Here is a 21,635-nt window from a genome sequence, read left to right as displayed (position 1 = left end):
TCTTAACAAACATCAATGTTTTTGATTTTCCATAGTGGTAACTTTGTATCACTAAAATCAACAATATGGAATTAGGAATAGGAATGTTCGGTGATCTGGCTTTTGACCAGTCAACCGGAAAATATAGAGATGCAGGAACTAAGATCCGTGAAATACTGGATCAGGTAAAATTAATGGATGAGGTAGGAATTGATGTTTTCGCAATGGGAGAGCACCACCGTCCGGATTATGCCGTTTCCTCACCGGAAATAGTATTGGCTGCAGCAGCAAGTATTACCAAAAATATAAAACTGGCCAGTGGAGTGACTGTTTTAAGTTCTTCGGAGCCGGTAAAAGTATATGAAGATTTTTCAACACTGGATCTTATTTCAGACGGAAGAGCAGAAATATTCGTGGGACGTGGAAGTTTTATTGAATCATTTCCGCTGTATGGTTATTCACTGAATGACTATGAACAGTTATTTGATGAAAAACTGGAATTGTTACTGAAAATCAATTCCGAAGAAAACGTAAGCTGGTCCGGAAAACTTCGTGCCCCGATGCAGAACCAGACGGTATATCCAAGAGCAAAAAATGACGGAAAACTTTCCATCTGGAGAGCCGTTGGAGGAACTCCGCAGTCTGTTTGAGTGCGGCACAGTTGGGAATGCCTTTAGTGGTAGCCATTATTGGAGGAATGCCTGTCCAATTCAGGAATCTGATCGAGTTTTATAAGCAGGAATATCAAAAAGCGGGACATGATGTTTCGAAAATGCAGATCGCCATTCACTCCCATACCTTTGTGAGTGATGATCAGAAAGTAGTGGATGGATATTTCCATAATTATAAATCCCAGATGGATAGAATAGGTGCTTCCAGAGGATGGTCTCCTTACACAAAAGCACAGTATGAAGGCGGAAGAAGTAAAGACGGTGCATTATTTATCGGAAGTCCGGCTGAAGTAGCAGATAAAATTGCTTATATGAAAGAAATTTTTGGAATTACAAGATTTATCGGGCATATGGATGTGGGAGATCCTGCTCATGATGTGACGATGAAATCTATAGAATTGTTTGGAAATGAAGTGAAGCCTGTTATAAAAGGACTGTAACAGGAAAGTTTGTGAGGTGTGAAAGCCACAAAAGATTTGTTTCTTTTGTGGCTTTTGTTATTGACAATATATTGAACTAAATAATTTCAATAATACTTCCTCTTTCCTCATCCTTGATAATATTGAGAGCTGTTGGAATCTTTTCTTTCAGTTCTTCAACGTGCGAAATAATACCTACAATCCTGTTTTCTTTCATCAGATTGGTAAGCGTTTCAAATACGATATTCACAGATTCCGTATCCTGAGTTCCAAAACCTTCATCAATAAAAAAGAAGTTTTTATCTGCCTGCGCGTTGGCCTGAACACTTTCTGCCAGTGCCAGTGCCAGGCTTAAGGAAACCTGAAAAGCTTGTCCTCCGGAAAGTGTTTTTACACTTCTGCTTTTTCCTTCATTGAGGTAATCAATAATCTCGAAATCATTATTTTCATTAAGCTGCAGGCTCAGTTGATTTCTTGTCATCCTATGGAAACGTACATTGGCGTGGTCACAAAGCTGTCTCAGGTAAATGGATGAGACATATTGTACAAAACCTGCACCTTTAAACAGGTTCATCATAACCTTTAAATTTTCAGAACGTTTCTGAAGCTTTATAAGTGCCTTCAGCAGTTCTTCTTTTTTTACGAATTCTTTTTCCAGACGCTCTATTTCAGCCGTTTTTGTCACCACAGAATCGCTGATCTGTTTTTGCTCGTCCTGTGCCTGGGTAAGCTGCTGTTCAACCAGGGAAAAACGGTTGTTATCAAATGAAAGTCCTTTCAGTTTTACTTCCAGTTCTCCGATGAATTTTTTTAAAGCTTCAAATTCAATCTTGAAATTCTGAACTTTAGTTCTCTCAACCTGAATATCAATTTCCTGATGCAGAATGTTTTCAACTTCTTTAAAATCGGTGAAATTTTGATCTGCTAAGGCGTGGGCTATAACTGATTCATTTGCGGAAATCTCTCTCTCAAGTTCTGTGATCTGTTTTTCAGATTGACTGACAATAGTCTTTTGCTCTGCCAGCTTGGGAGCAAGAATCTTTTCCTGCTCTAATGCTTTATTATAATTTTCATCGGTTTCTTTGTTGGACAGAACCAACTTTTGATAAGCATCTTCAATTTCTGTGATTGTTTTTTGAGCATACAGATTCCAGTCCAGGATTTTAAGTCCGGAACGGCTGATATTGATCTGTTCCTGCTTTGAAATTTCTTCCAGCCTAAAAGCCTCCAGCGCACTTTTATATTTCTCCAGCGTTTTGTTTTCTTTTTCCAGCGCTTCTCTTTCCATAGCTATATTTCGCTCCGCTTCTTCAATCTTTTTTTCTAAGGTGAATGAGTCTGAACGTTTTTTCTCAAATTCCTCTTCCTGATCATGAGAAAATTGCTTCCATGCGAAGTTCAGGATATGATTCTCTATATCTTTCTGAATCCGGAGCAGTGTTTTTTGCTCTGAAGTAAGCTGTTCTTCAAAGATTTTTTTGCGGTCCAGAATTTTATCAATTTCAGATTCCTGCTTCTGAACGGCAGTCACTTCCTGCTCAACAGATGCAATTTTCTCCTGGATTTCCTGTAATTCAGTATTTACATCATGAAATTCCACAATATGCGGATGTTCTTTGGAACCGCAAAGAGGACAGTTTTCACCGTCGTGAAGTTCATTGGCAAAACGGGAAAGCTCTTTTTGTATTTTGAGATGATCCAGTTTTTTAGAAAGCTCTTGTCTTTTTGTTTCTAAAGTTTCTTTCCTGATTCTGAAATCGTCTTTGTAATTTTCATGATAGCCAAAAGGTTTTAATTCTTCTGCAATTTCTGCAATCTGTTTTTGCTGCTGTTCAATTTTTTCGGTCTGTTCTTGCTGTATTTTTTTTAAATTCTTATGTTGGATAAACCAGTTGCTTACCTCAGAAAGCAAGGCTGAATCAAGTTTTTGTTCTTTTAAAGATTTTACCTGCAAAGAAAGTTCATCAATGGTCTTTTGGATTTTCTCCTTATTAAGATCTACTTCTTTTACTTTTTCAGAGCCTTTCCGCGTCCTTTCATTTAAAGTCTTTATTTCTTCAGAAAATTTCAGGATCTGAACGATGAGATTCATATCATTTTCCTGAATTTTTGATTGTTCCAATGCCTTAAATTGTGGTTCAAGAGCCGCGAGCTGTTTCTTTATAATAGTAAAAGCCTTTTCAGTTTCCTGCCAGGTTTTGATCTGCTGTTCTTTCTCGTTCCTTTTATCTGCAATTTCTTTGGAAAGCTTATTTTTCTCAATAATCAACGGATTGAAGGTTCTGAAAATACGGTCATATAATTCTGCCTGAGCCTCCAGCGCGTCCATCTTAGGTTTCTCTTCAGAAAGTTTACTGAACTTTTCCTTATTCAACTGTAAACTTTCAAAATCACTTTTCAGGTTTTTCAGCTGTTGATAGATCTGGGAGATCTTTTCCAGTTTTTCATTGGCTTCCGAAAGTTTTTTCTGTTCCTCTGCAAGCTCCTCTTTCTGAATTTTGATTTTCTCTTCATTGATATCTTCAAAGCCTTTTAATTGACCTTCAAGCTGATCCAGCTCAGATCTGTTTTTTACATTAAGAAGAGAAACATTGTTCTGAAGATCAAATTTCTGAAGGTTAAAAATTTCCTTCATCATATTCGTTCTTTCTGCGGCGCCCAGCTCAAGAAATTCTTTGAACTGTCCCTGCGGAATAATGATGGTTCTTTTAAAATTGGAATAGTTTAAACCTATGATAGCTTCTGCATTTGAATGCTCCAAAGGAATCCATTTACCATCTTTATTTTCATAAAAAGTAACAGCATTAGGCTTTACCTCTTCGAATTTTTTGGAGTTTCTCTTAAAATCACGGGTGGCACGGAAGAGTTTATTCTCGTAATTCACAAAATCAAATTCTATGTAAGAACTGTTTGATTTCAGATTCATCATATTATAAGCCCTTTTATCACGCATATTCAGACGCTCTGTTTCGCCGTATAAAGCAAACGAAATCGCTTCAAGAACTGAAGATTTTCCAGAACCCACCGCGCCGAAAATCCCAAACAATCCTGCTTCAGTAAGATTTCTGAAATCAATAGTCTGGCGCTCCCGATACGAATAAAGTCCTTCGATAGTTAATTGAACAGGAATCATGGCTTATGCATTTAAAATTTCGTTAAACAAATTCATCAGTTCTTCATTGGCTTCCTGACCGCCGTTTTTTGATTTAAAATAATCTTCGAACAGTAGCTCAATATTTTGATTTAAATTGATTTCATGAGCCTGTTCTTCAGTAAATTCTTTATTTTTTACTTTTGGAATAAGGTGAACGATTCCGTTGTGAGACTGATAAATCAATCTTCTTTCATCGGCCGTTAAAAAAGTCTCACTTTCCAGTGTGAGTTCTATAAATGTATTGGGGTTTTCACCCAGCCACTGAACCGTATCCTCTACAGACGTGAAAGTTTTTCTGACAAGGACTCTTCCGTTTTTTAAAGTCTTTTTTTCATAGGTAACCGATTTTCCCGGTTCCGCATCAATGATAGAGACATATTTTGTCTGCCCGGCTTCACTGAAACTGTAGCATAGAGGAGAAGATGAATAGATAGCAGGCTTTTCCTTCGTACCGATATTCTGAAAGCCATGCAAATGGCCCAATGCCGTATATTGAATCTGCTCAGGAATGCAGTCAGAGAAAATGAGATCTGCATTACCGATTTTAATTGGTTTTTCTCCTTCCGGTTCTTCTAAAACTTCCGCACCCCGTTTATTCATATACAAATGAGCGGTCAGAAGATTAACCCCGGAATCATCACAAAACTGATCTGCAAGATCTTTCCATTTTTGAGAAAGCACTTTGTTGATCTCCTCTTCTTTATTTTCACCAAAATATTCCTTTAAACGGATCTCATTGGCAAAAGGAGTATGAAGGATTCTTACCGGGAAATCTATTCCATCAATTTTCAGTTCTATAAAACCTTCTTTTGAGTTGGTTATGTTAAAATATTCTGTTCCGAAAGGAGTAATTTCAGTCTTGGGATGGCCGATTAAAATAATTCCGCATTCCCGGGCCAGAGGATCAGGAGCATTGATTAAACTTGGAGAATCATGATTGCCGGAAATCGCAATCACCGGACGTTTCCCATTCAGAGATAAACGCTTCAGTGTTTTATAAAAAAGTTCAACTGCCTCTACACCTGGATTAAAATTATCAAAAAGATCACCAGCAATTAAAACTAAATCAACGTTTTGCTCATCAGCAATCTGAACAATTTCATTCATGACCAGAACCTGTTCTTCCAGTCTTGAAAAACGGTCGAGGCGTTTACCCAAATGCCAGTCGGCAGTGTGGAGGATTTTCATAATTTAAATTTGAGAATTAAAAAGAATATATGCTGCATAATTTTCAACTTGCTTCTTAAAGAATTATTTTGCAGCTATTACCATGTAAAGATAGAGAAAACTTCATTTTAAAAAATAAAGTTTTCCTTAATTCGGATAAAAACAATTTTATGGCTTATTGCCAGCTTCTCTTGCTTTGAAATCTTCCCGGATCTGTTTTAACCTTGCTTTTCTTTCCGCTTCTGCATTTTGTATTTTACGTTTTTTCTGATCAATTTTCTTTTTATTTTTTTTCCTGTTCGCTTCGTTATTTTTGCTCATGTTTGATAACGGATAATTTTTATGGGTGAGAAATAGCTTCTTCAAAAATAAGAAACAAAAAGGGAAGAAGGATTGTGGATTTCCATATAAACTTATAATAAATTAATTTTGCAGAAAAAAGATGGAACAACAGTTCAAAGATCCTCTACACGGAAAAAGACTGGATGCTATCCTTGAGGAACTGGTAGAATACTATCAAGGTTTCGAAAGGCTTGGCGAACAGATCAACATAAAATGTTTTACAGATAATCCAAGTATCAGCTCCTCTCTGAAATTTTTACGGAAAACACCCTGGGCAAGAACAAAGGTGGAAAGCTTATACCTTTTTGTCCTGAGACAGAAAAAGAGAGAGGAGGCCCGAAAAAATAAAGGCTAAAAAAGAAAGAAATATTTTTCTTTATGCCTTTCATAGCTTCCTTCTTCCATCTCCCATCTTCCTAGCTCCTTGAATCATTTCAAAAACAGTATATTTGTATCATTAATCGTGAAACAAAATCGCGAAAAAAAGAAAAATATGACAATTGAAAACAATCACGTTGTAGCTGTAAAGTATATACTTCACACTATCGAACCAGATGGAAGTAAGATTCTTGTAGAAGAGACAACAACAGAAAATCCGCTTACATTTTTGTATGGTGTGGGAATGATGATTCCAAAATTTGAACAAAATATCTTAGGTTTAAAAGCTGGCGACAAAGCGGCTTTTGTGATTCAGCCTGAAGAAGCTTACGGTGAAAGACAGCCGGATGCTATTGCACAATTACCAGTAGAGATGTTTAAAGAATCAGGACTTCCGCCGGTAGGAGCTATTTTACCTTTATCTGATAACCAGGGGAACAACTTCCAGGCATTTGTAGTTGAAATTACTCCTGAAGTTGTGGTAGCAGATCTTAACCACCCAATGGCAGGTAAAGTTTTAGACTTCCAGGTAGAAGTTTTAAATACCCGTCCAGCGACAGAAGAAGAATTGGCACACGGTCACGCTCATGGAATTGACGGTACTGAAGGTCACTAAAAAATAATATAAATCCGAAAAGTCGGATATTATATTAGATAAATGATATAAAATAAGCCAAAGATAATTCTTCGGCTTATTTTTATATAGGTCGTACAATAGTATTGAATGCTTGGCATTCCCCTCTTCCGGAGGGGTGGCGAAAATTCAAAGAATTTTTGACGGGGTGGTTCCATACGCAAAGCATTGCCTGCATTACATTTCTTCAACCCGTTTATTAATCTAAAAATTCTCCTGAAACATAATACCAGCGATCATGCATTTTCTGAAAGACAGAGAATTCGTGATGAATCTGCTGATGGCCGTCCTGATCAGTATAATAAGCCTTAAACTCTACATGGTTAAGAGCAGGCGTTCTTATGATTTCCAGTTTTGTCCATTGGTTAATTTCTCCCCATTCCTGAAGATCTTTCTTATTGTGATACTTTCTTTTTCCCGGTAGGGTAGTTTCCATCAGATATTCACCATTCGGAATGGCAAAAGCAGAGAATCTTGAACGCATCAGAGCTTCAGCGGTAGGCGCATGTTTTTCCCCGGTGTGATAAGGTTTACAGCATTCTTCGTAGGATTTCCCTGAACAGCATGGACAGTCCATTATATTGTATTTAAAATTTGAAATGCAAAAATAATGAATCCTGATAGTTTAATACAGCTAATTTTTTTGATTAACGTTTAAAATATGATCTACTTTCGGATTTGAAAAGATGCATTTTGAATTCAATAGGAATGGGCTTTAGCCGATTAAAAAACAGAAAAGCAAAATTCCTCATCGTCTTTAGCCGAAACATAAAAAAAGAAGCACTCTGATTAAAGAATGCTTCTCATTGATTTATTTAATAAAGCCTCTGTTTCTCAATAAAGGTTTGATATCCGGGTCGTGTCCTGTAAAGTCCCTGAATGCCTGGTTCAGATCTACAGAATTTCCTACCGAAAGAATATATTTTCTGAAACGGTCACCATTTTCTCTGGTCAATCCTCCATTTTTGCTGATCCATTCCCATGCATCATTATCCAGTGTTTCAGACCATAAATAAGCGTAATATCCGGCTGAATATCCACCTCCCCAGATGTGGGCGAAATAAGGTGTGTGGTATCTTGGAGGTACAGTTGCTAAATTGAATCCATGATTGGCTAAAGATTGTTTTTCAAAATCAAGAACAGGAATAAACTGGCTTTCATTGCTTACAGTATGCCAATCCATATCAAGCTCAGCCGCAGAAACCAATTCAGTAGTCATATATCCCTGATTGAATGTAGCTGCCTTTTTGATTTTCTCTACCAAAGCCTGTGGAATAGGCTGTTTTGTTTCATAATGAACGGCATAGTTTTTCAGAACGACAGGATCTAAAGCCCAGTGCTCGTTGATCTGAGACGGGAATTCCACGAAATCCCTTGGTACATTTGTTCCTGAAAGTGAAGGATATTTCTGGCTGGCAAACATTCCGTGAATAGAATGCCCAAATTCATGGAAGATGGTTGAAACATCATCATAACTGATCAGTGAAGGTTTTCCCGGAGCCGGCTTCTGGTAGTTGTAACAGTTAACAATCACCGGTTTTGTACCCAGTAAATAAGACTGCTCAACAAAATTGCTCATCCAAGCCCCTCCGTTTTTAGAATCTCTTGTATAGAAATCCAGGTAGTAGATTGCGATAGATTTACCATCATGATCGAAAACCTCATACGTTACTACATCCGGATGATAAACCGGAAGATCTGTTCTCTTTTTGAAAGTCAGTCCGTAGAATTTTTCAGCAGCGAAGAAAACTCCTTTTTCAAGAACGGTTGTGATCTCAAAATAAGGTTTTATTTCACTTTCGTCAAGATCAAATTTTGCTTTTCTTACCTGTTCAGCATAGAAATTCCAGTCCCATGGTTCTACTTTAAAGCCTCCTTTTTGCTGGTCGATAAGATCCTGAATATCTTTTGCTTCACGTCTGGCTGTTTCCACGGCCGGAGTAGCAATCTGGTTCATCAGCTTCGTTGCTGCTTCAGGAGTTTTTGCCATCTGGTCCTGAAGTTTCCACTCTGCAAAATTTTTCTTTCCGAGAATCTGAGCTTTTTTCAGCCTCAGTTTAGCAAGTTGCTCAATAGTTGCTCTCGTATCGTTGGCATCTCCTTTTTCAGCTCTTGTCCATGAAGCTTTGAACAGCTTTTCTCTGGTAGCTCTGTTTTTTAAGTTTTGTAAAAGAGGTTGCTGCGTTGTATTTTGTAAAGCCAGAAGATATTTTCCAGGTTGTCCTGCCGTTTTGGTATCAGCTGCTGCGGCTGCAATTTCATCAGCAGAAAGTCCGTCAAGTTCTTTTGCATCTGTGAAAAATACACCTCCCTGCTTTCTTGCTTCCAGTAATTTGTTGGCATATTGGGTAGAAAGAGAAGCCAGTTCCTGATTGATCTGCTTTAATTTTTCTTTGTCAGCTGCAGAAAGATTGGCGCCTGCAATTTCAAAGTTTTGCTTATAAAACTGTACCAGTCTCTTGCTTTCAGAATCAAGGCCGTCTTCTTTAATGGACTGTATTCTTTTGTAAAGATTTTCATTCAGGTACATTTTATCAGAATGTGCTGCGAAAACAGGAGCATATTCTTCATCCAAAGCCTGCAAAGTAGGGTTAGTATTGGCACTGGTAAGATTAGAGAAAACAATTTGTGCTCTTCTCAATACTTCACCACTTTTTTCCAATGCTACGATGGTATTTTCAAAAGTAGGAGCCGCCGGATTGTTGGCAATTTTGATGATTTCAGCTTCATGTTGCTTTAAACCATAGTCAAAAGCAGGTTTGAAGTGCTCATTTTTAATTTTGTCAAACTCCGGAGCTTCATACTGAAGCTTGCTCTTCTTCATAAAAGGATTTGAAGATAAAGAGGGATCAGGAGCAGGAAGCTCCTGTTGAATATCGGTCTGTTTCATTGTAGTACAAGATTGATTGAACGCCAAGGCAGAAATTAATAATACCGATGAAATATTCTTCATAAATATAATTGTTATTAAACCATAAAGATATTAAAAACTTATATCATAGAATATATATTGGAAAATGTATTTATTGAAGCTGGTTTATGAATGTTTTTTATGCTGCATCATTCAGAAAATGTGCAAAAAAGTTCTTTGAAAGGGAATTGATAAGCCATTGCAGTATTTTTAATGGTAATGTAATATTTTTTATAAATTAGTTGTTATTTAAATATAAAGAAATCAAACAAATAATTGACAAAAGAAATAAGCATGAAAACAGGGACTTTATTTATTTTTTCAGCCTTAGTGGCATTGACTTCATGTAATGATAAACATGAGAACAGAAACAGAGACCGGGAAGGTGAAAGAGGTAATTGGGTAGAAAAAGTGGTAAGCAAAGAAACCGGCCCGATGCAGCATAAAGAATTTACAGGAGACTTTGATGAAATTCAGGTTTCACAGGCAATTGAAGCTGAGGTTATAAAATCTGAAACAGAAAAAGTAGAAATTTCGGCACCTCAAAGTATCATTGATGAAATTCTTATAGATAATGATGGCGGAAAACTGCACATCCATTATAAACCGGGGATCAGAGTGATGAACATCAGCAAAGTGACTGCGAAAATTTATGCAAAGGATTTTAAAAAGCTTCTGGCAGATTCAGCTGCGAGAATTATTGTAAAAGATAAATTTACCCAGGAAAAAACTGATATCGAAGCTTCAAGTGCAGGAAGTATTTCCGGTGATCTGGAGGCTAACGATATGGGCATCAATGTAAGCAGCAGCAGTAGCTTTGATGGTAAAATATGGGCCGTGAACCTTGATATTGAATCTTCCTCAGGATCTACTCTCGATCTTTCAGGAAAAGCAAAAAAAGCAGATATCAGCGCGTCTTCAGGCAGCAGTGTTTCAGCCAAAGGAGTGATTGCTGATGATGTAGAAGCAGATGCTTCCAGTGGAGCGAGTGTTCACATCAGTGCTGTTTCCAATGTAAAAGCAGGGGCTTCATCCGGAGGAAGTGTGGATATCTCTAAAAAAGGAGAACTTAAGAATGTAATCAAGGAGGAAAGCAGCGGTGGAAGTGTAAACATCCAATAAATTAATCCTGGGATTCTTCCTCATCTTCTTCATCAGCGGATGAGGAACCTTCCCAGTTTTTATTATCAAAATTAAGATTATCGTAAGCTAATAATTCCTCCTCACGCTGGAGGATTTCTTTTGTGGTAAACAGGGTAATGTCGTCATCTTCTTCTTTCATTTTTGCCAGCTTCCGGATTGAGGCTTTATCAATAGCCATAAACCTTTGTCCCAGACGTCTTGCTGCATATTTTCTCATTCCTGTTTCATGAAGAACATCCACAGCCATATCAACTGCTGTTCCTAAGGTTTCACGGTAGATATGATTGATCCCGTTATTGAGATAGTCATAAGCATCAATCCTGTTTTTAGCCCTTACAAAAATTTTCACATCAGGATAATGTTCACGCACCAGTTCTGCAATAAACTTATTATCATCCGGATCATCCAGGCATAAGACAAGAATCTCAGCATCTTCAATTCCTGCTGCTCTTAAAATAGGAATTCTGGTAGCATCACCATAGTAGACCTTAAAGCCGTAGCTTCTGAGCAGTTTTACACGATCAGAATCACGGTCCAGAACTGTTGCTGGTATTTTATTGGCTTTTAAAAGGCGTCCTACGGTACTTCCGAAATGCCCAAAACCTACAATAATAATTTTCTTTTGGGTAACTTCACTTCCTAGGATATTAAAATCGTGCTCTTCTTCCGGAATTTCTTTAATGAATTTTGGAGTAATAAATTTATCATTGATAATAAGCAGGATAGGAGTGATACACATCGTAATTGCTGTAACAGCCATCATTTGTGCATTCATCTCGGGACCCAGAAGATAAAGATCCGATGCATAATTGAGCAGTACAAAAGCAAATTCTCCAACCTGGGAGAGCGCAAATGCATAAAAAAGACTCTGAGGAGTATCTATCCTGAAAAATTTTCCGATGGTATATAAAACGATAAATTTTACAACCAATACAGCAAAAACAGTACTGAATATAAACAGCGGATCTTTCTGAATAATATTAAAATTAATGGTAGAACCTACACTGACAAAAAATACAGCCAGTAAAAGTCCTTTGAACGGATCAATCTGTGCTTCCAGCTCATGACGGAATTCACTGTTGGCAAGCATCACCCCGGCAAGGAAAGCTCCCAGAGCTGGTGAAAGACCAATAACAACCATCAGCTCTGAAACCCCGATAACGAGGAATAGAGAAGAAGCAGTCAGCAGTTCTGTCATACCCGATTTTGAAACATAACGGAGGAAGGGAACAAAAACATATCTTCCTGATAAAATAAGCAAGGCAACACCGAAAATTACAGTTCCTGCCTGAAGCCATTCCGGCAGTTTCTGAATCAGAATCTGGATTTCATTATCATGATGTTTGGCCTTGTAATTGGTTATAATAGGAAGTATTGCCAGAATAGGAATCACTGAAATGTCCTGAAAAAGGAGGGTGGAGAATGAGGCTTCTCCGGCAGTGGTCTTGAGGTTATTTTTTTCCTGTAAGGTCTGCAGAACAATTGCTGTGGAAGATAGAGCAAAACACATAGCGATAGCAATCGCTTTATCTATTCTCCATCCTGCACTGATGAATACAACGAATAATAATGCAATCGTAAGTACCATCTGGGAAAGTCCCAGTCCCATTATTTTCTTCCGCATTTCCCAGAATTTCCGGGGCTCCAGTTCCAGTCCTACAAGAAATAACAGCATGATAACTCCAAACTCGCTGGCATGCATGATATCATCTACATTTTTTCCTGTAAGCCTGAGCACATACGGTCCAATGATAATTCCTCCAAGGATATAACCGATCACAGAGCTCAGCCCTAATTTCCTGGCCAATGGAACCATGATAATGGCTACACCCAGAAAAATTAATGTGTTCATCGCTAAGCTGGATTCCATATGTTATTGATTAAGGAGTTCTGTAAATTCTTTTTTATGTAAAATAATTTCTTTTTTGGATAATTTGTTGGCCTCGTAAACGATTTTGATATGTTTAATATCTGCTTTGAAAACTTTTAAAGAAACAATCAGCCCGCTGATCAGTTCATCTATGGTATATTGGTATGTGCCGGTTTTACTGAAAGATCTCTCTTTTCCTCCGGTAGTAACCAGAATATAAACTTCTTTTCCTTCCAGTGGATTGTATTCGCCATCCTTAAGCCAGTCTCTGTCGAACACTTCATCAATCCACAGTCTGAGGAGAGGTGGCATTCCGAACCATATCAGGGGAAACTGGAAAATAAACCTATCGTAATTTTTAAGCCGTTTTCTTTCTCTGAAAGCTGCTATATGAAAGTCAGGATATTCTTCATAAAGATCTCTTAAGGTATAATGCTGGTGGCGAACGTAGAAATTGATGAGCTCTACATTCGAATTGGAGTGCTCCAGATAAGGGTGTGCAAATACTACCAGCGTCTTCTTCATAATCCTGTTTTCAGTAAATATAGTGAAAAAATATTGAATTAAAGACGGTTTTTATATGGTTTTATTAATTTTTTAATATCGAAAAGCTAATTTAATATTAAGAAAAGCTAAAGAATCAATGTTATTTTAGTGTTTTAAATAAAAAAATCAGATCAATGATGATCTGATTTATATAAGTTTTAAAAAAATATTTATTTGTTTACCAGCCTCCGGATGCGCCGCCGCCGCCAAAGCTTCCACCACCGCCGAAGCCTCCGAATCCGCCACCTCCACCGGAACTTCCACCTCCAAAGCCACCACCACCGAAACTGCCAGGGAATGGGAAGAAGCCGCCAGGATAATTTCTGCGTCCTCTTCTGGTGATAATTACATCATCATCGTCATTATTTCCACCGCGTCCGCCGCCTCTGTTTCCAAAAAGGATGGCAATAATGATGAAAATAACAAAAGCAATGATCAGAACTTTAAAAGCACTCCCGTTACCGGAAGGAGCCGTTGTCGGCTCAGGTTTGAATTTTCCCTGAACGGCTTCCATAATAGCTGAAGTCCCTCCATTGATGCCCTCATACCAAAGTCCTTTCTTAAAATTTGGGGTAACGATGTAATCCAGGATCTGTCCAGCTACTGAAGCGGTAAGGTACTGCTCTACGGCACGTCCCTGTTGGATAGACATTGTTCTGTCTTCTGTAGCGATCAGGAAAACCACTCCGTTATCCACATCTTTCTTCCCGATTTTCCACTTCTCCCCAAACATGGTTGCCAGAAAGTTGACATCTTCACCTTTGGTAGAACGGATGATCACTACTTCAATTTCCGTTGAGGTAGAATCTGCAAACTTGATCAGTTTATTATTGAGCGCGTCCTTTTCCTGCTGTGAAAGCAGTCCGGCTTCATCAAAAACAGGATACAGCACTGCAGGTTTTTCGGGAATAGTGTATTGTGCTGATACAAATGTGTAAAAGCATAGCAGTAAAAATGAAAATACTAATTTAAGAGAACGTAATTTCATTTGGGAGTTGGTTTGGATTTTCTCCTTTTACAGGAAAATGTTTTTTGAGTTCAAGTCCTGTTTCCAGGATAGCACTTTTCAGTGCCTGGTAATAATTTCCTTTGGCAAATTCAGCAGTAATGTAATCGTGAAGATGGTCCCAGTAGCTCTGTTTTACCTTTTCATGAATTCCGGTATCTCCAATAATGGTAAGATATTTCTGCTCAAAATTGACATGGAAAAGAACAGCATTTCTGTCAGGGGTTTTGTCCATACCCAGTTTTTTGAAAACCTCAAAAGCTGTTTTGGCATCACGGTTTTCCGTATTGGAATCAATATGCACCCTGATCTCTCCCGTAGAATGATCTTCCGCAGACTGAATCGCTTCCACAAGGGAAGCGATCTGTTGATTTGTTAGGAAATTACCCATTATTATTTGAATACTTCAGGGGCTTTCTGAGCTCCTGCATCAGCTTTGAAATAAGGTTTTTCTTTAAAGTTGGTGAAATTCGCCAGAATATTATTCGGGAAAGTCTTGATAGACGTGTTGTAATCCTGTGCAGCATCGTTGTAATAAACAGTTTCAGTTCTGATGCTGTTTTCGATAGCAGTGTACTCTCTTTGGAAATTGATATACTGCTGGTCTGCTTTTAAGTTAGGATAAGACTCTACTACAGCCATCAATCTGCTTAATGCTCCGGATAATTCTCCCTGTGCAGCCTGGAATTTTGCCAGATCAGCTTCAGTTATATTCGTAGGGTCAATATTGATAGAAGTAGCTTTGGAACGTGCTTCCACAACCTGTGTTAAAGTTTCCTGTTCAAATTTTGAATACGATTTTACGGTTCTTTCCAGGTTAGGGATAAGGTTGGCTCTCTTCTGATATACCGTTTCTACATTAGACCATTTTGCGTTCACAGTCTGTTCTTTGTTGACAAAGTTGTTATAGCCGCTTTTTCCCCAGAAGAATAGAACAGCAACAATAATAAGGAGGGCGATACCAATGGTTCCTGCACCCAGACATCCTTTATTTTTCATAGTTTATTTTTTTAAATTTTTTGTGCTAACCAAATATACAAATTATGTGCTAATTTTGTAAAAAATTATTTGAATGACAACAATAGTGGTGGCGATGGGAGAGAAAAATGAAATTGGTTTTGAAAACCAGTTGCTTTGGCATCTTCCCAAAGATTTGAAACATTTTAAAGAAATTACTTCAGGGCATCCGGTTATTATGGGAAGAAAAACATACGAAAGTATCGGAAAAGCCCTTCCCAACCGTACCAACATTGTTGTGTCAAGAAAGAAAGACTGGTTTGAAGAAGGAATTCTTATTGTAGGAAGCATTAAGGAAGCATTGAAATTTGCTAAAAAAATTGATGAAGAAGTTTTCGTGATCGGAGGTGGAAATATCTATGAGCAGACTATGGATGTGGTAGACAGACTTGAAGTTACCTTAGTGAAAGCAGATCTTGAAGCGGATACATTTTTCCCGAAAATAGATCCGAAAATCTGGAAAAAAACCAATGAAACCTGCCACGAGAAAGACGAAAAGAATGGCTATGATTTCTGTTTCCAGACGTTTGAAAGAATTAAAAAAGAAGCATAGAGATCAATAGTCAATTTTTGCTTCGCAAAGTGAATCGTGAATTTTTCACAGGTACAAAAATTAACAGACGCAGCGAATTGACCATTCACCATTGACTTTTTGAACTTTAAGCCTTAAATTTATTATCTTTGCACTTCTAAAATTTAATAATGAATAAATACATAAAAATTGCAGTAGCAGCAGTCCTTATTTTACTGGGACTTTATATGATGTTCTTCACGAGAAATCTTGGGTGGGGTATTGTTGTATTTCTTTTGGCTGCATTTCCGATCCTGCTATTCTTTAAAAATGAATATATCCTTTTGGCATTCTGGCAATTAAGAAAACAGAATATGGAGAAAGCCGGAGAATGGTTATCAAAAATTACAGATTATAAGACACAGCTTCATAAGACCCAATACGGATATTTCCACTATTTATCAGGATTGACCCAGGCACAGGATCACCCTGCGAAAGTAGAACCTTTCATGAAAAAAGCATTGGAATACGGGTTGAATATGAAGCATGACAGAGCAATGGCTACTTTAAATCTTGCTGCAGCCGCTATTTCCAAAGGAAGAAAACAGGAAGGACAGAAGCTGTTGGAAGAAGCAAAGAGATTAGACAGTGCAGGAATGATGACTGATCAGATCAAAATGATGAAAGAGCAGTTGAAAATGCCGACGATGCAGAAGCATATGCATAATCCTCATATGAGAAACAGAGGAAAGTTCTTCTAGTCACTTAAAAATATAAAAGCACCCTGAGAGGTGCTTTTTTATATCTGTGAAAATTGGATTCTACATTTCCGAACTGTGATCATGACCGTAGAACTTAGGGATCTGCCAATGGTATTTTACGGCAAATGTTCGTATGGCAACAATCAGTAAAATAGTAAAGATCTGTACAAAAGTATAGGAAAACGGCGCATACCTGGTCATCAGAAGAAATGCTGCTCCTCCTACAATACATGCCGTAGCGTAAATTTCCTTTCTGAAAATCAATGGAATTCTGTTAAGCAGTATATCCCGGATTATCCCTCCGAAACAGCCGGTTATGGTTCCCAATGCAATACAGATCATGGGATGAATGCCTGCATTTAAACCTTTCTGAACTCCGATAATAGTGAATAAACCAAGACCAAAGCTGTCGAAAATAAACAAGGTTACCTTGAAGTTTTTCTCAAGGGATTTGAAAACCATTGAAAAAATGCTGGTCACCAGAATCAGTCCACATGTGAGCAGATCATGCATCCAGAATACAGGAATATCAAGAAGCAGGTCTCTTACAGTTCCTCCTCCCACAGAGGTTACAAATGCGATAATAAGTACCCCGAACGGATCCAGCCGTTTCTGCATCGCTGCAAAACTTCCAGACATGGAAAAGGCAATGGTCCCGAGGACTTCTATAGCAAAATTGAACTGTTCGTGCATATATTCAGGATGAGTAATAAATAATGAGCAATGAGTAATAAAAATTATGCCATTAAATTTGGGATAGCTTAAATTTATATGTCGTCATAACTTTTACAAGTTCTTCACATTCTGTTTTTAAATGTAAAATTTTTTCCGGACTTACATATTCTAATTCTTCAATAATTTCAAGCCAAAACTGAGTTTCATCAATTTCTTCGACTACGATGCACATTTTAGCAAACTTTTCCTTATCTGATCTTGCTCTGGATACCGCTCTGTAATTGGCTGCCACAGAAGTTGCGGATCTGATAATTTGTTTCCTTATTATTGAAACATCATCCGAATAAGGTAATGAAGATAGTGTTCTAATGACAGCAATAGAAAAACTTTTGGTTCTTTCGCGGAAAATTTGGTTAAAATCTACTCTATCAAAATTACTCATTACTTATTGCTCATTGCTTATACCTATCGCTCCACTCTCACGGATTCAGGAACCAGTAGTTCGTATTCTCCTCCATGATTAATGATCTCCCTTACAATACTGCTGCTGATGAAAGATTTTCCTGAAGAAGTCAGTAAGAATACTGTTTCCAGTTTTTTGTGGGCCAAAGTCCTGTTGGTATGGGCAATTGCCTTTTCAAACTCGAAATCGGCAGGATTCCTTAGCCCTCTGATGATGTATTGTGCATTTTTTTCAAAGCAGTAATCAACGGTAAGTCCTTCAAAATAATCTACTTCCACATTGGGGAATTCTGCCACCGAATTCTGGATAAATTCCATTCTTTTTTCAAGAGGGAACATATATTTTTTCTGAGAGTTCTGCCCGATAGCGATGATTAATTTATCAAACAGCGGAGCCGCTCTTTCTATAATGTCGTAATGTCCTAGTGTAATCGGGTCAAAAGATCCCGGGAAAACAGCAATTTTCATGTTGTACGAGTTATGATTTTGAGTAGTGAATTATTTGTTAGAAGTGTATTCAATCTCTAACTTCTAACCTCTAATCTCTAACTTCTTATTATTTATTAAGTGCTTTTTCAACTTCATTTCCACAAAGGTCCATGATGGAAATTCCATAATGTCTGGCCTGCTGAGGAAGAATACTTGCAGGAGAGAACCCTGGATTGGTGTTCATTTCCAGCATGTAAGGAATACCGTCCATCAGGATGTATTCGCTTCTTGAAAAGCCACTCATTCCCAATGAATTGTAGGCTCTTTTGGCAATTTCTTCCACCCTTTTTGTGGTTTCTTCGTCAATTCTTGCCGGTGTAATTTCCTCAGAAGCCCCTTCATATTTTGCCTCGTAATCGAAGAACTCATTGGTGGGAACAATTTCTGTGATTCCTAAAACAATGGTTTCTCCTTTAAAATCAATAACTCCTACAGATACTTCCATTCCGTTTAGGAAACTTTCGATCAGAATTTCATCATCTTCTTTGAAGGCAATTTCAGTAGCAGCAATCAGTTCAGATTTTTCTTTCACTTTTGAAATCCCCAGAGAAGATCCGGATTGGTTAGGTTTTACAAATAAAGGAAGCTTCAGTTCTGATACGATCTCGTCTACATTGATGTCTTCACCTTTTCTTAAATAAATGCTTTTCGCGGAAGGAATCCCATATTTTGAAAGTACAGCCAGTGTATCTTTTTTATTGAATGTAAGAGCGCTCTGGTAAAAACCGCAGCCGGTATATTTTTGTCCTATTGCATCCCAGTATGCCTGAAGAATTCCGTTTTCTCCCGGTGTTCCGTGGATGATATTGAAGCAGACATCAAATTGTAAGGTCTCTCCATTATCCAGAGTCACAGAAAAATCACCTCTGTTGATGGCATATTTTTTATCATTTTCTCCTAAAAAATACCATTCATCTTTAAGAACTACTACTTTATATACGTCATAGAGATTTCTGTCCAGAGAATCATAAATCAATTGTCCGCTTTTTAAAGAAACGACATATTCATCAGAATAGCCTCCCATTACTACGGCAACACTTTTTTTGTTCATAACCATATAGTATCAATTAAGGCAAATTTAATCATTTTATATAATGCAATACGGGAAATCGGCAAATTTTAAAATCAAAAATGAATTGTGTTAAATAAAAAGTCCATTCTAAAATTATTAGCTATATTTGCGGTTATAATTAAAGTATTTTTAAGTATGCTTAAATCACTTTTCAATTGGAAAGTTTTACTGAATTTAGTAGTAGCCATCGGTGTTTTCGTTGGGTTGGTATGGCTCACATTCCGCTGGTTGGAGTACCATACTAATCATGGTCAGGAAATTCCTGTTCCCAATGTTGTAAACAAATCGGTACATGATGCCGTTAAAATATTAGATGATACAGGATTGGAATATGAAGTAGACAGTGCCAATTATGACCCTAAATACAGACCATTCCAGGTGTTGCAGGTTTATCCTGCGCCAGGTTCCCGTGTAAAAGACGGAAGAACTGTAACGCTTAAAGTAAATCCCAGAACCTGGGCTCCTATTGCTGTTCCGAATGTTATCAATAAATATTCCGGGCTGGCTTTCCAGAGATTGGATCAGGTAGGTCTTAAAATTGGTGATACGATTTATGAGCCTAGTATTCAGAAAGATGCTCTTTTAAGAATATTATATAAAGGAAATGCGGTCAATCCGGGTACCCGTTTACCAAGATTCTCTACAATTGATGTAGTGGTAGGTTCCGGACCAATGAGAAACATTTCTATTCCGAACGTTGTCGGACTTACGGTAAAAGAAGCAAGAGCTGTCATTACCAAGAGTATGTTTGAAGTAGGATTGGTAGAACATGAAGATGGCAGTAATGATGAATCTGACATTATTTATTATCAGGATCCTGCTGCCGGAGATGTTCGTGACCAGGGAATGCAGATTGACTTGTGGGCAAGTAAGAAAACCCCTGCTGAATTAAGGGCTAAGGTGGAACAGCTGAATTCTATCTACCGTATGAAAGTAGATACTTCGCTTCCTCCGGTACGATATGAAGAAGTTCACAGCGAGCCAAGCTATGAAGCTCCCGCAGTACCTGCTCCTGCCCCAAGAAGAGAAACTCCAAAGCCTGAAGTGCCGAAGACAGAAACTCTTAAAACTCAGACTATAGCTGTTAAACCAGCTGCTTCAACAACAGAAAAGCCTAAAACTTCTGCAGCGAACGGTACCCATACCGCGGCAAATAATACAGCCAAGCCGGCTGCATCCACAACAACACAACAGCCTGCGCAAAAGCCGAAAGCCAAGAAGGTTGTCGTAGAATAAGATCAGCTTAATATCAAAAATACAGGCTTCAACTGCAAATGTTGAGGCCTTTTGTGTAAAAAAATATAAAACAATGTCAGAAGATAACGACGATTTTTTAGATGAAGAATTATTAGATTCCAACAGTATTGAAAATATTGATATTGATGAGGAAAATAAAGGATTGTATGAACATCTTAATATCACTGTTGACAGTAAACAGGAACCGTTAAGAATTGATAAGTTCCTTTTAATATACAGACAGAATTCTTCAAGAAATAAAATTTCACAAACCTGCAAAGCCGGAAACGTGATCGTGAACGGTGTTGCTGTAAAGCAGAATTACCGTGTGAAGCCGGGAGATCAGATCTCTGTACTGCTTGCCCATCCTCCGAGAGAGAATGTCATTATCCCGCAGGATATTCCTGTGAATATCATTTATGAAGATGATGATCTTGTTGTAGTGGATAAGGAAGCGGGAATGGTGGTGCACCCGGGATTCGGAAACTGGGACGGAACATTGGTGAATGCGCTGGCGTATCATTTTGAAAAGAATGGTGAGAAATCCGATCTTGACAGGGTAGGGCTTGTTCACAGGATTGATAAAGATACTTCAGGGCTGCTGGTGATTGCCAAGAATGAATATGCACTAAGCTTCCTGGCAAAACAATTCTTTAACCGAACTACGAAGAGGCTATACTGGGCTTTTGTATGGGGAAATCTGCAGGAAGATGAAGGAACCATAAGAGGCCATATCGGAAGACATCCTAAAAACAGAATGCAAATGTCTGTTTATGAAGACGGCAGTCAGGGAAAACATGCGGTAACCCATTATAAGGTGCTGGAAAGATTCAAATATATGACCTGGGTAGAGTGTAAGCTGGAAACGGGAAGAACACACCAGATCAGAGCCCACTTCAGACATATAGGGCATACTTTGTTTAATGATGAAAGATATGAAGGACATACTCCTTTAAGAGGGATAAATCTTCCGAAATACAAGCAATTTATTAAGAATGTTTTTGAAATTTTGCCAAGACATGCCCTTCATGCACATACCCTCGGATTTATACACCCAACAACAAAGAAGGAATTATATTTTGAGAGCCCAATGCCCAAAGATATGGCGGATGCTGTAAAAAAATGGAGAAATTATTTGGAAAACTAAAAATATATTGAGAATTTTTTTATATTTGTTGAATTGAAATCAAGA

Annotated in this window: 23 protein-coding genes; 9 read left to right on the top strand and 14 right to left on the bottom strand. The window is 37.9% G+C overall.

Annotated elements, in window-relative coordinates; all coding sequences use genetic code 11:
- Positions 1–65: 65 nt before the first annotated feature.
- Positions 66–629 carry an LLM class flavin-dependent oxidoreductase gene (locus ACE3RB_RS15155; protein WP_374464968.1) on the top strand — a complete coding sequence of 188 codons (564 nt, stop codon included), beginning with the start codon at positions 66–68 and terminating at the stop codon, positions 627–629.
- Entirely contained in the window at positions 626–1,090 is a 465-nt protein-coding gene (locus tag ACE3RB_RS15150) for an LLM class flavin-dependent oxidoreductase (protein ID WP_374464967.1), read from the top strand. Before ACE3RB_RS15155 ends, ACE3RB_RS15150 begins: the two co-directional genes overlap by 4 nt.
- A 76-nt stretch (positions 1,091–1,166) precedes the next feature.
- Here the strand turns inward: ACE3RB_RS15150 and ACE3RB_RS15145 are convergent, their stop codons facing one another.
- The 3 genes from ACE3RB_RS15145 to ACE3RB_RS15135 all read right to left on the bottom strand — a co-directional run bounded on the left by ACE3RB_RS15145 (position 1,167) and on the right by ACE3RB_RS15135 (position 5,711).
- Positions 1,167–4,202 carry an AAA family ATPase gene (locus tag ACE3RB_RS15145; RefSeq protein ID WP_374464966.1) on the bottom strand — a complete coding sequence of 1,012 codons (3,036 nt, stop codon included), beginning with the start codon at positions 4,200–4,202 and terminating at the stop codon, positions 1,167–1,169.
- Positions 4,203–4,205: 3 nt separating this feature from the next.
- The gene (locus ACE3RB_RS15140) at positions 4,206–5,411 is read right to left on the bottom strand and encodes an exonuclease SbcCD subunit D (RefSeq protein ID WP_374464965.1); all 1,206 of its coding nucleotides are present in this window, start codon (positions 5,409–5,411) and stop codon (positions 4,206–4,208) included.
- A 147-nt stretch (positions 5,412–5,558) separates the two neighbouring features.
- The gene (locus ACE3RB_RS15135) at positions 5,559–5,711 is read right to left on the bottom strand and encodes a hypothetical protein (RefSeq protein ID WP_167456712.1); all 153 of its coding nucleotides are present in this window, start codon (positions 5,709–5,711) and stop codon (positions 5,559–5,561) included.
- Between the two features lie 121 nt (positions 5,712–5,832).
- On the opposite strand from ACE3RB_RS15135, the gene ACE3RB_RS15130 reads away from it, so the two are divergent.
- Both ACE3RB_RS15130 and ACE3RB_RS15125 read left to right on the top strand, forming a co-directional pair.
- Positions 5,833–6,087, top strand: coding sequence for a VF530 family DNA-binding protein (locus ACE3RB_RS15130; protein ID WP_374464964.1), 255 nt, complete (start codon positions 5,833–5,835; stop codon positions 6,085–6,087).
- Between the two features lie 138 nt (positions 6,088–6,225).
- Positions 6,226–6,726 carry a peptidylprolyl isomerase gene (locus tag ACE3RB_RS15125; protein WP_374464963.1) on the top strand — a complete coding sequence of 167 codons (501 nt, stop codon included), beginning with the start codon at positions 6,226–6,228 and terminating at the stop codon, positions 6,724–6,726.
- Positions 6,727–6,943: 217 nt separating this feature from the next.
- On the opposite strand, the gene ACE3RB_RS15120 is transcribed toward ACE3RB_RS15125, so the two are convergent.
- Positions 6,944–7,321, bottom strand: coding sequence for a YchJ family protein (locus ACE3RB_RS15120; RefSeq protein ID WP_374464962.1), 378 nt, complete (start codon positions 7,319–7,321; stop codon positions 6,944–6,946).
- Positions 7,322–7,555: 234 nt separating this feature from the next.
- A complete protein-coding gene (locus tag ACE3RB_RS15115; protein ID WP_374464961.1) occupies positions 7,556–9,697 on the bottom strand; it encodes a M3 family metallopeptidase in 2,142 nt (713 codons plus the stop codon).
- Between the two features lie 252 nt (positions 9,698–9,949).
- On the opposite strand from ACE3RB_RS15115, the gene ACE3RB_RS15110 reads away from it, so the two are divergent.
- A complete protein-coding gene (locus ACE3RB_RS15110) occupies positions 9,950–10,777 on the top strand; it encodes a GIN domain-containing protein (RefSeq protein WP_374464960.1) in 828 nt (275 codons plus the stop codon).
- 1 nt (position 10,778) lies between these two features.
- Here the strand turns inward: ACE3RB_RS15110 and ACE3RB_RS15105 are convergent, their stop codons facing one another.
- From ACE3RB_RS15105 to ACE3RB_RS15085, 5 genes are all read right to left on the bottom strand, one after another.
- The gene (locus ACE3RB_RS15105) at positions 10,779–12,668 is read right to left on the bottom strand and encodes a monovalent cation:proton antiporter-2 (CPA2) family protein (RefSeq protein WP_374464959.1); all 1,890 of its coding nucleotides are present in this window, start codon (positions 12,666–12,668) and stop codon (positions 10,779–10,781) included.
- Between the two features lie 3 nt (positions 12,669–12,671).
- Positions 12,672–13,193, bottom strand: a complete 522-nt coding sequence (locus ACE3RB_RS15100; protein WP_374464958.1) for an NAD(P)H-dependent oxidoreductase — start codon at positions 13,191–13,193, stop codon at positions 12,672–12,674.
- A 199-nt stretch (positions 13,194–13,392) separates the two neighbouring features.
- Positions 13,393–14,202 carry a YgcG family protein gene (locus ACE3RB_RS15095; protein ID WP_374464957.1) on the bottom strand — a complete coding sequence of 270 codons (810 nt, stop codon included), beginning with the start codon at positions 14,200–14,202 and terminating at the stop codon, positions 13,393–13,395.
- On the bottom strand, positions 14,183–14,611 hold the full coding sequence (locus ACE3RB_RS15090; RefSeq protein WP_374464956.1) for a TPM domain-containing protein: 429 nt from the start codon (positions 14,609–14,611) through the stop codon (positions 14,183–14,185). The genes ACE3RB_RS15095 and ACE3RB_RS15090 overlap by 20 nt, the downstream gene beginning before the upstream one ends.
- 2 nt (positions 14,612–14,613) lie before the next feature.
- Positions 14,614–15,219: a LemA family protein gene (locus ACE3RB_RS15085; RefSeq protein ID WP_374464955.1), complete on the bottom strand. Its 606-nt coding sequence runs from the start codon at positions 15,217–15,219 to the stop codon at positions 14,614–14,616.
- A 73-nt stretch (positions 15,220–15,292) separates the two neighbouring features.
- Here ACE3RB_RS15085 and ACE3RB_RS15080 point away from each other — a divergent pair, with 73 nt between their 5' ends.
- A complete protein-coding gene (locus ACE3RB_RS15080) occupies positions 15,293–15,790 on the top strand; it encodes a dihydrofolate reductase (protein ID WP_374464954.1) in 498 nt (165 codons plus the stop codon).
- 149 nt (positions 15,791–15,939) lie between these two features.
- Positions 15,940–16,509 (top strand): hypothetical protein, encoded by a 570-nt coding sequence (locus ACE3RB_RS15075; RefSeq protein WP_002983617.1) that lies wholly within the window; start codon positions 15,940–15,942, stop codon positions 16,507–16,509.
- A gap of 60 nt (positions 16,510–16,569) precedes the next feature.
- Here the strand turns inward: ACE3RB_RS15075 and ACE3RB_RS15070 are convergent, their stop codons facing one another.
- From ACE3RB_RS15070 to ACE3RB_RS15055, 4 genes are all read right to left on the bottom strand, one after another.
- Positions 16,570–17,202 carry a trimeric intracellular cation channel family protein gene (locus ACE3RB_RS15070; RefSeq protein ID WP_343688001.1) on the bottom strand — a complete coding sequence of 211 codons (633 nt, stop codon included), beginning with the start codon at positions 17,200–17,202 and terminating at the stop codon, positions 16,570–16,572.
- 52 nt (positions 17,203–17,254) lie between these two features.
- On the bottom strand, positions 17,255–17,626 hold the full coding sequence (locus tag ACE3RB_RS15065; RefSeq protein WP_374464953.1) for a four helix bundle protein: 372 nt from the start codon (positions 17,624–17,626) through the stop codon (positions 17,255–17,257).
- Positions 17,627–17,649: 23 nt separating this feature from the next.
- Positions 17,650–18,114, bottom strand: a complete 465-nt coding sequence (gene coaD, locus ACE3RB_RS15060) for a pantetheine-phosphate adenylyltransferase (RefSeq protein WP_002983612.1) — start codon at positions 18,112–18,114, stop codon at positions 17,650–17,652.
- Between the two features lie 88 nt (positions 18,115–18,202).
- Positions 18,203–19,186, bottom strand: coding sequence for a D-alanine--D-alanine ligase (locus ACE3RB_RS15055; protein WP_232722011.1), 984 nt, complete (start codon positions 19,184–19,186; stop codon positions 18,203–18,205).
- 156 nt (positions 19,187–19,342) lie between these two features.
- Here ACE3RB_RS15055 and ACE3RB_RS15050 point away from each other — a divergent pair, with 156 nt between their 5' ends.
- A complete protein-coding gene (locus tag ACE3RB_RS15050) occupies positions 19,343–20,443 on the top strand; it encodes a PASTA domain-containing protein (RefSeq protein ID WP_374464952.1) in 1,101 nt (366 codons plus the stop codon).
- A gap of 73 nt (positions 20,444–20,516) precedes the next feature.
- Positions 20,517–21,590: an RluA family pseudouridine synthase gene (locus tag ACE3RB_RS15045; protein WP_374464951.1), complete on the top strand. Its 1,074-nt coding sequence runs from the start codon at positions 20,517–20,519 to the stop codon at positions 21,588–21,590.
- Positions 21,591–21,635 lie beyond the last annotated feature (45 nt).

It is taken from the genome of Chryseobacterium sp., from assembly GCF_041914225.1.
GTDB lineage: Bacteria > Bacteroidota > Bacteroidia > Flavobacteriales > Weeksellaceae > Chryseobacterium.
This window is presented reverse-complemented; position numbering and strand designations above follow the sequence as displayed.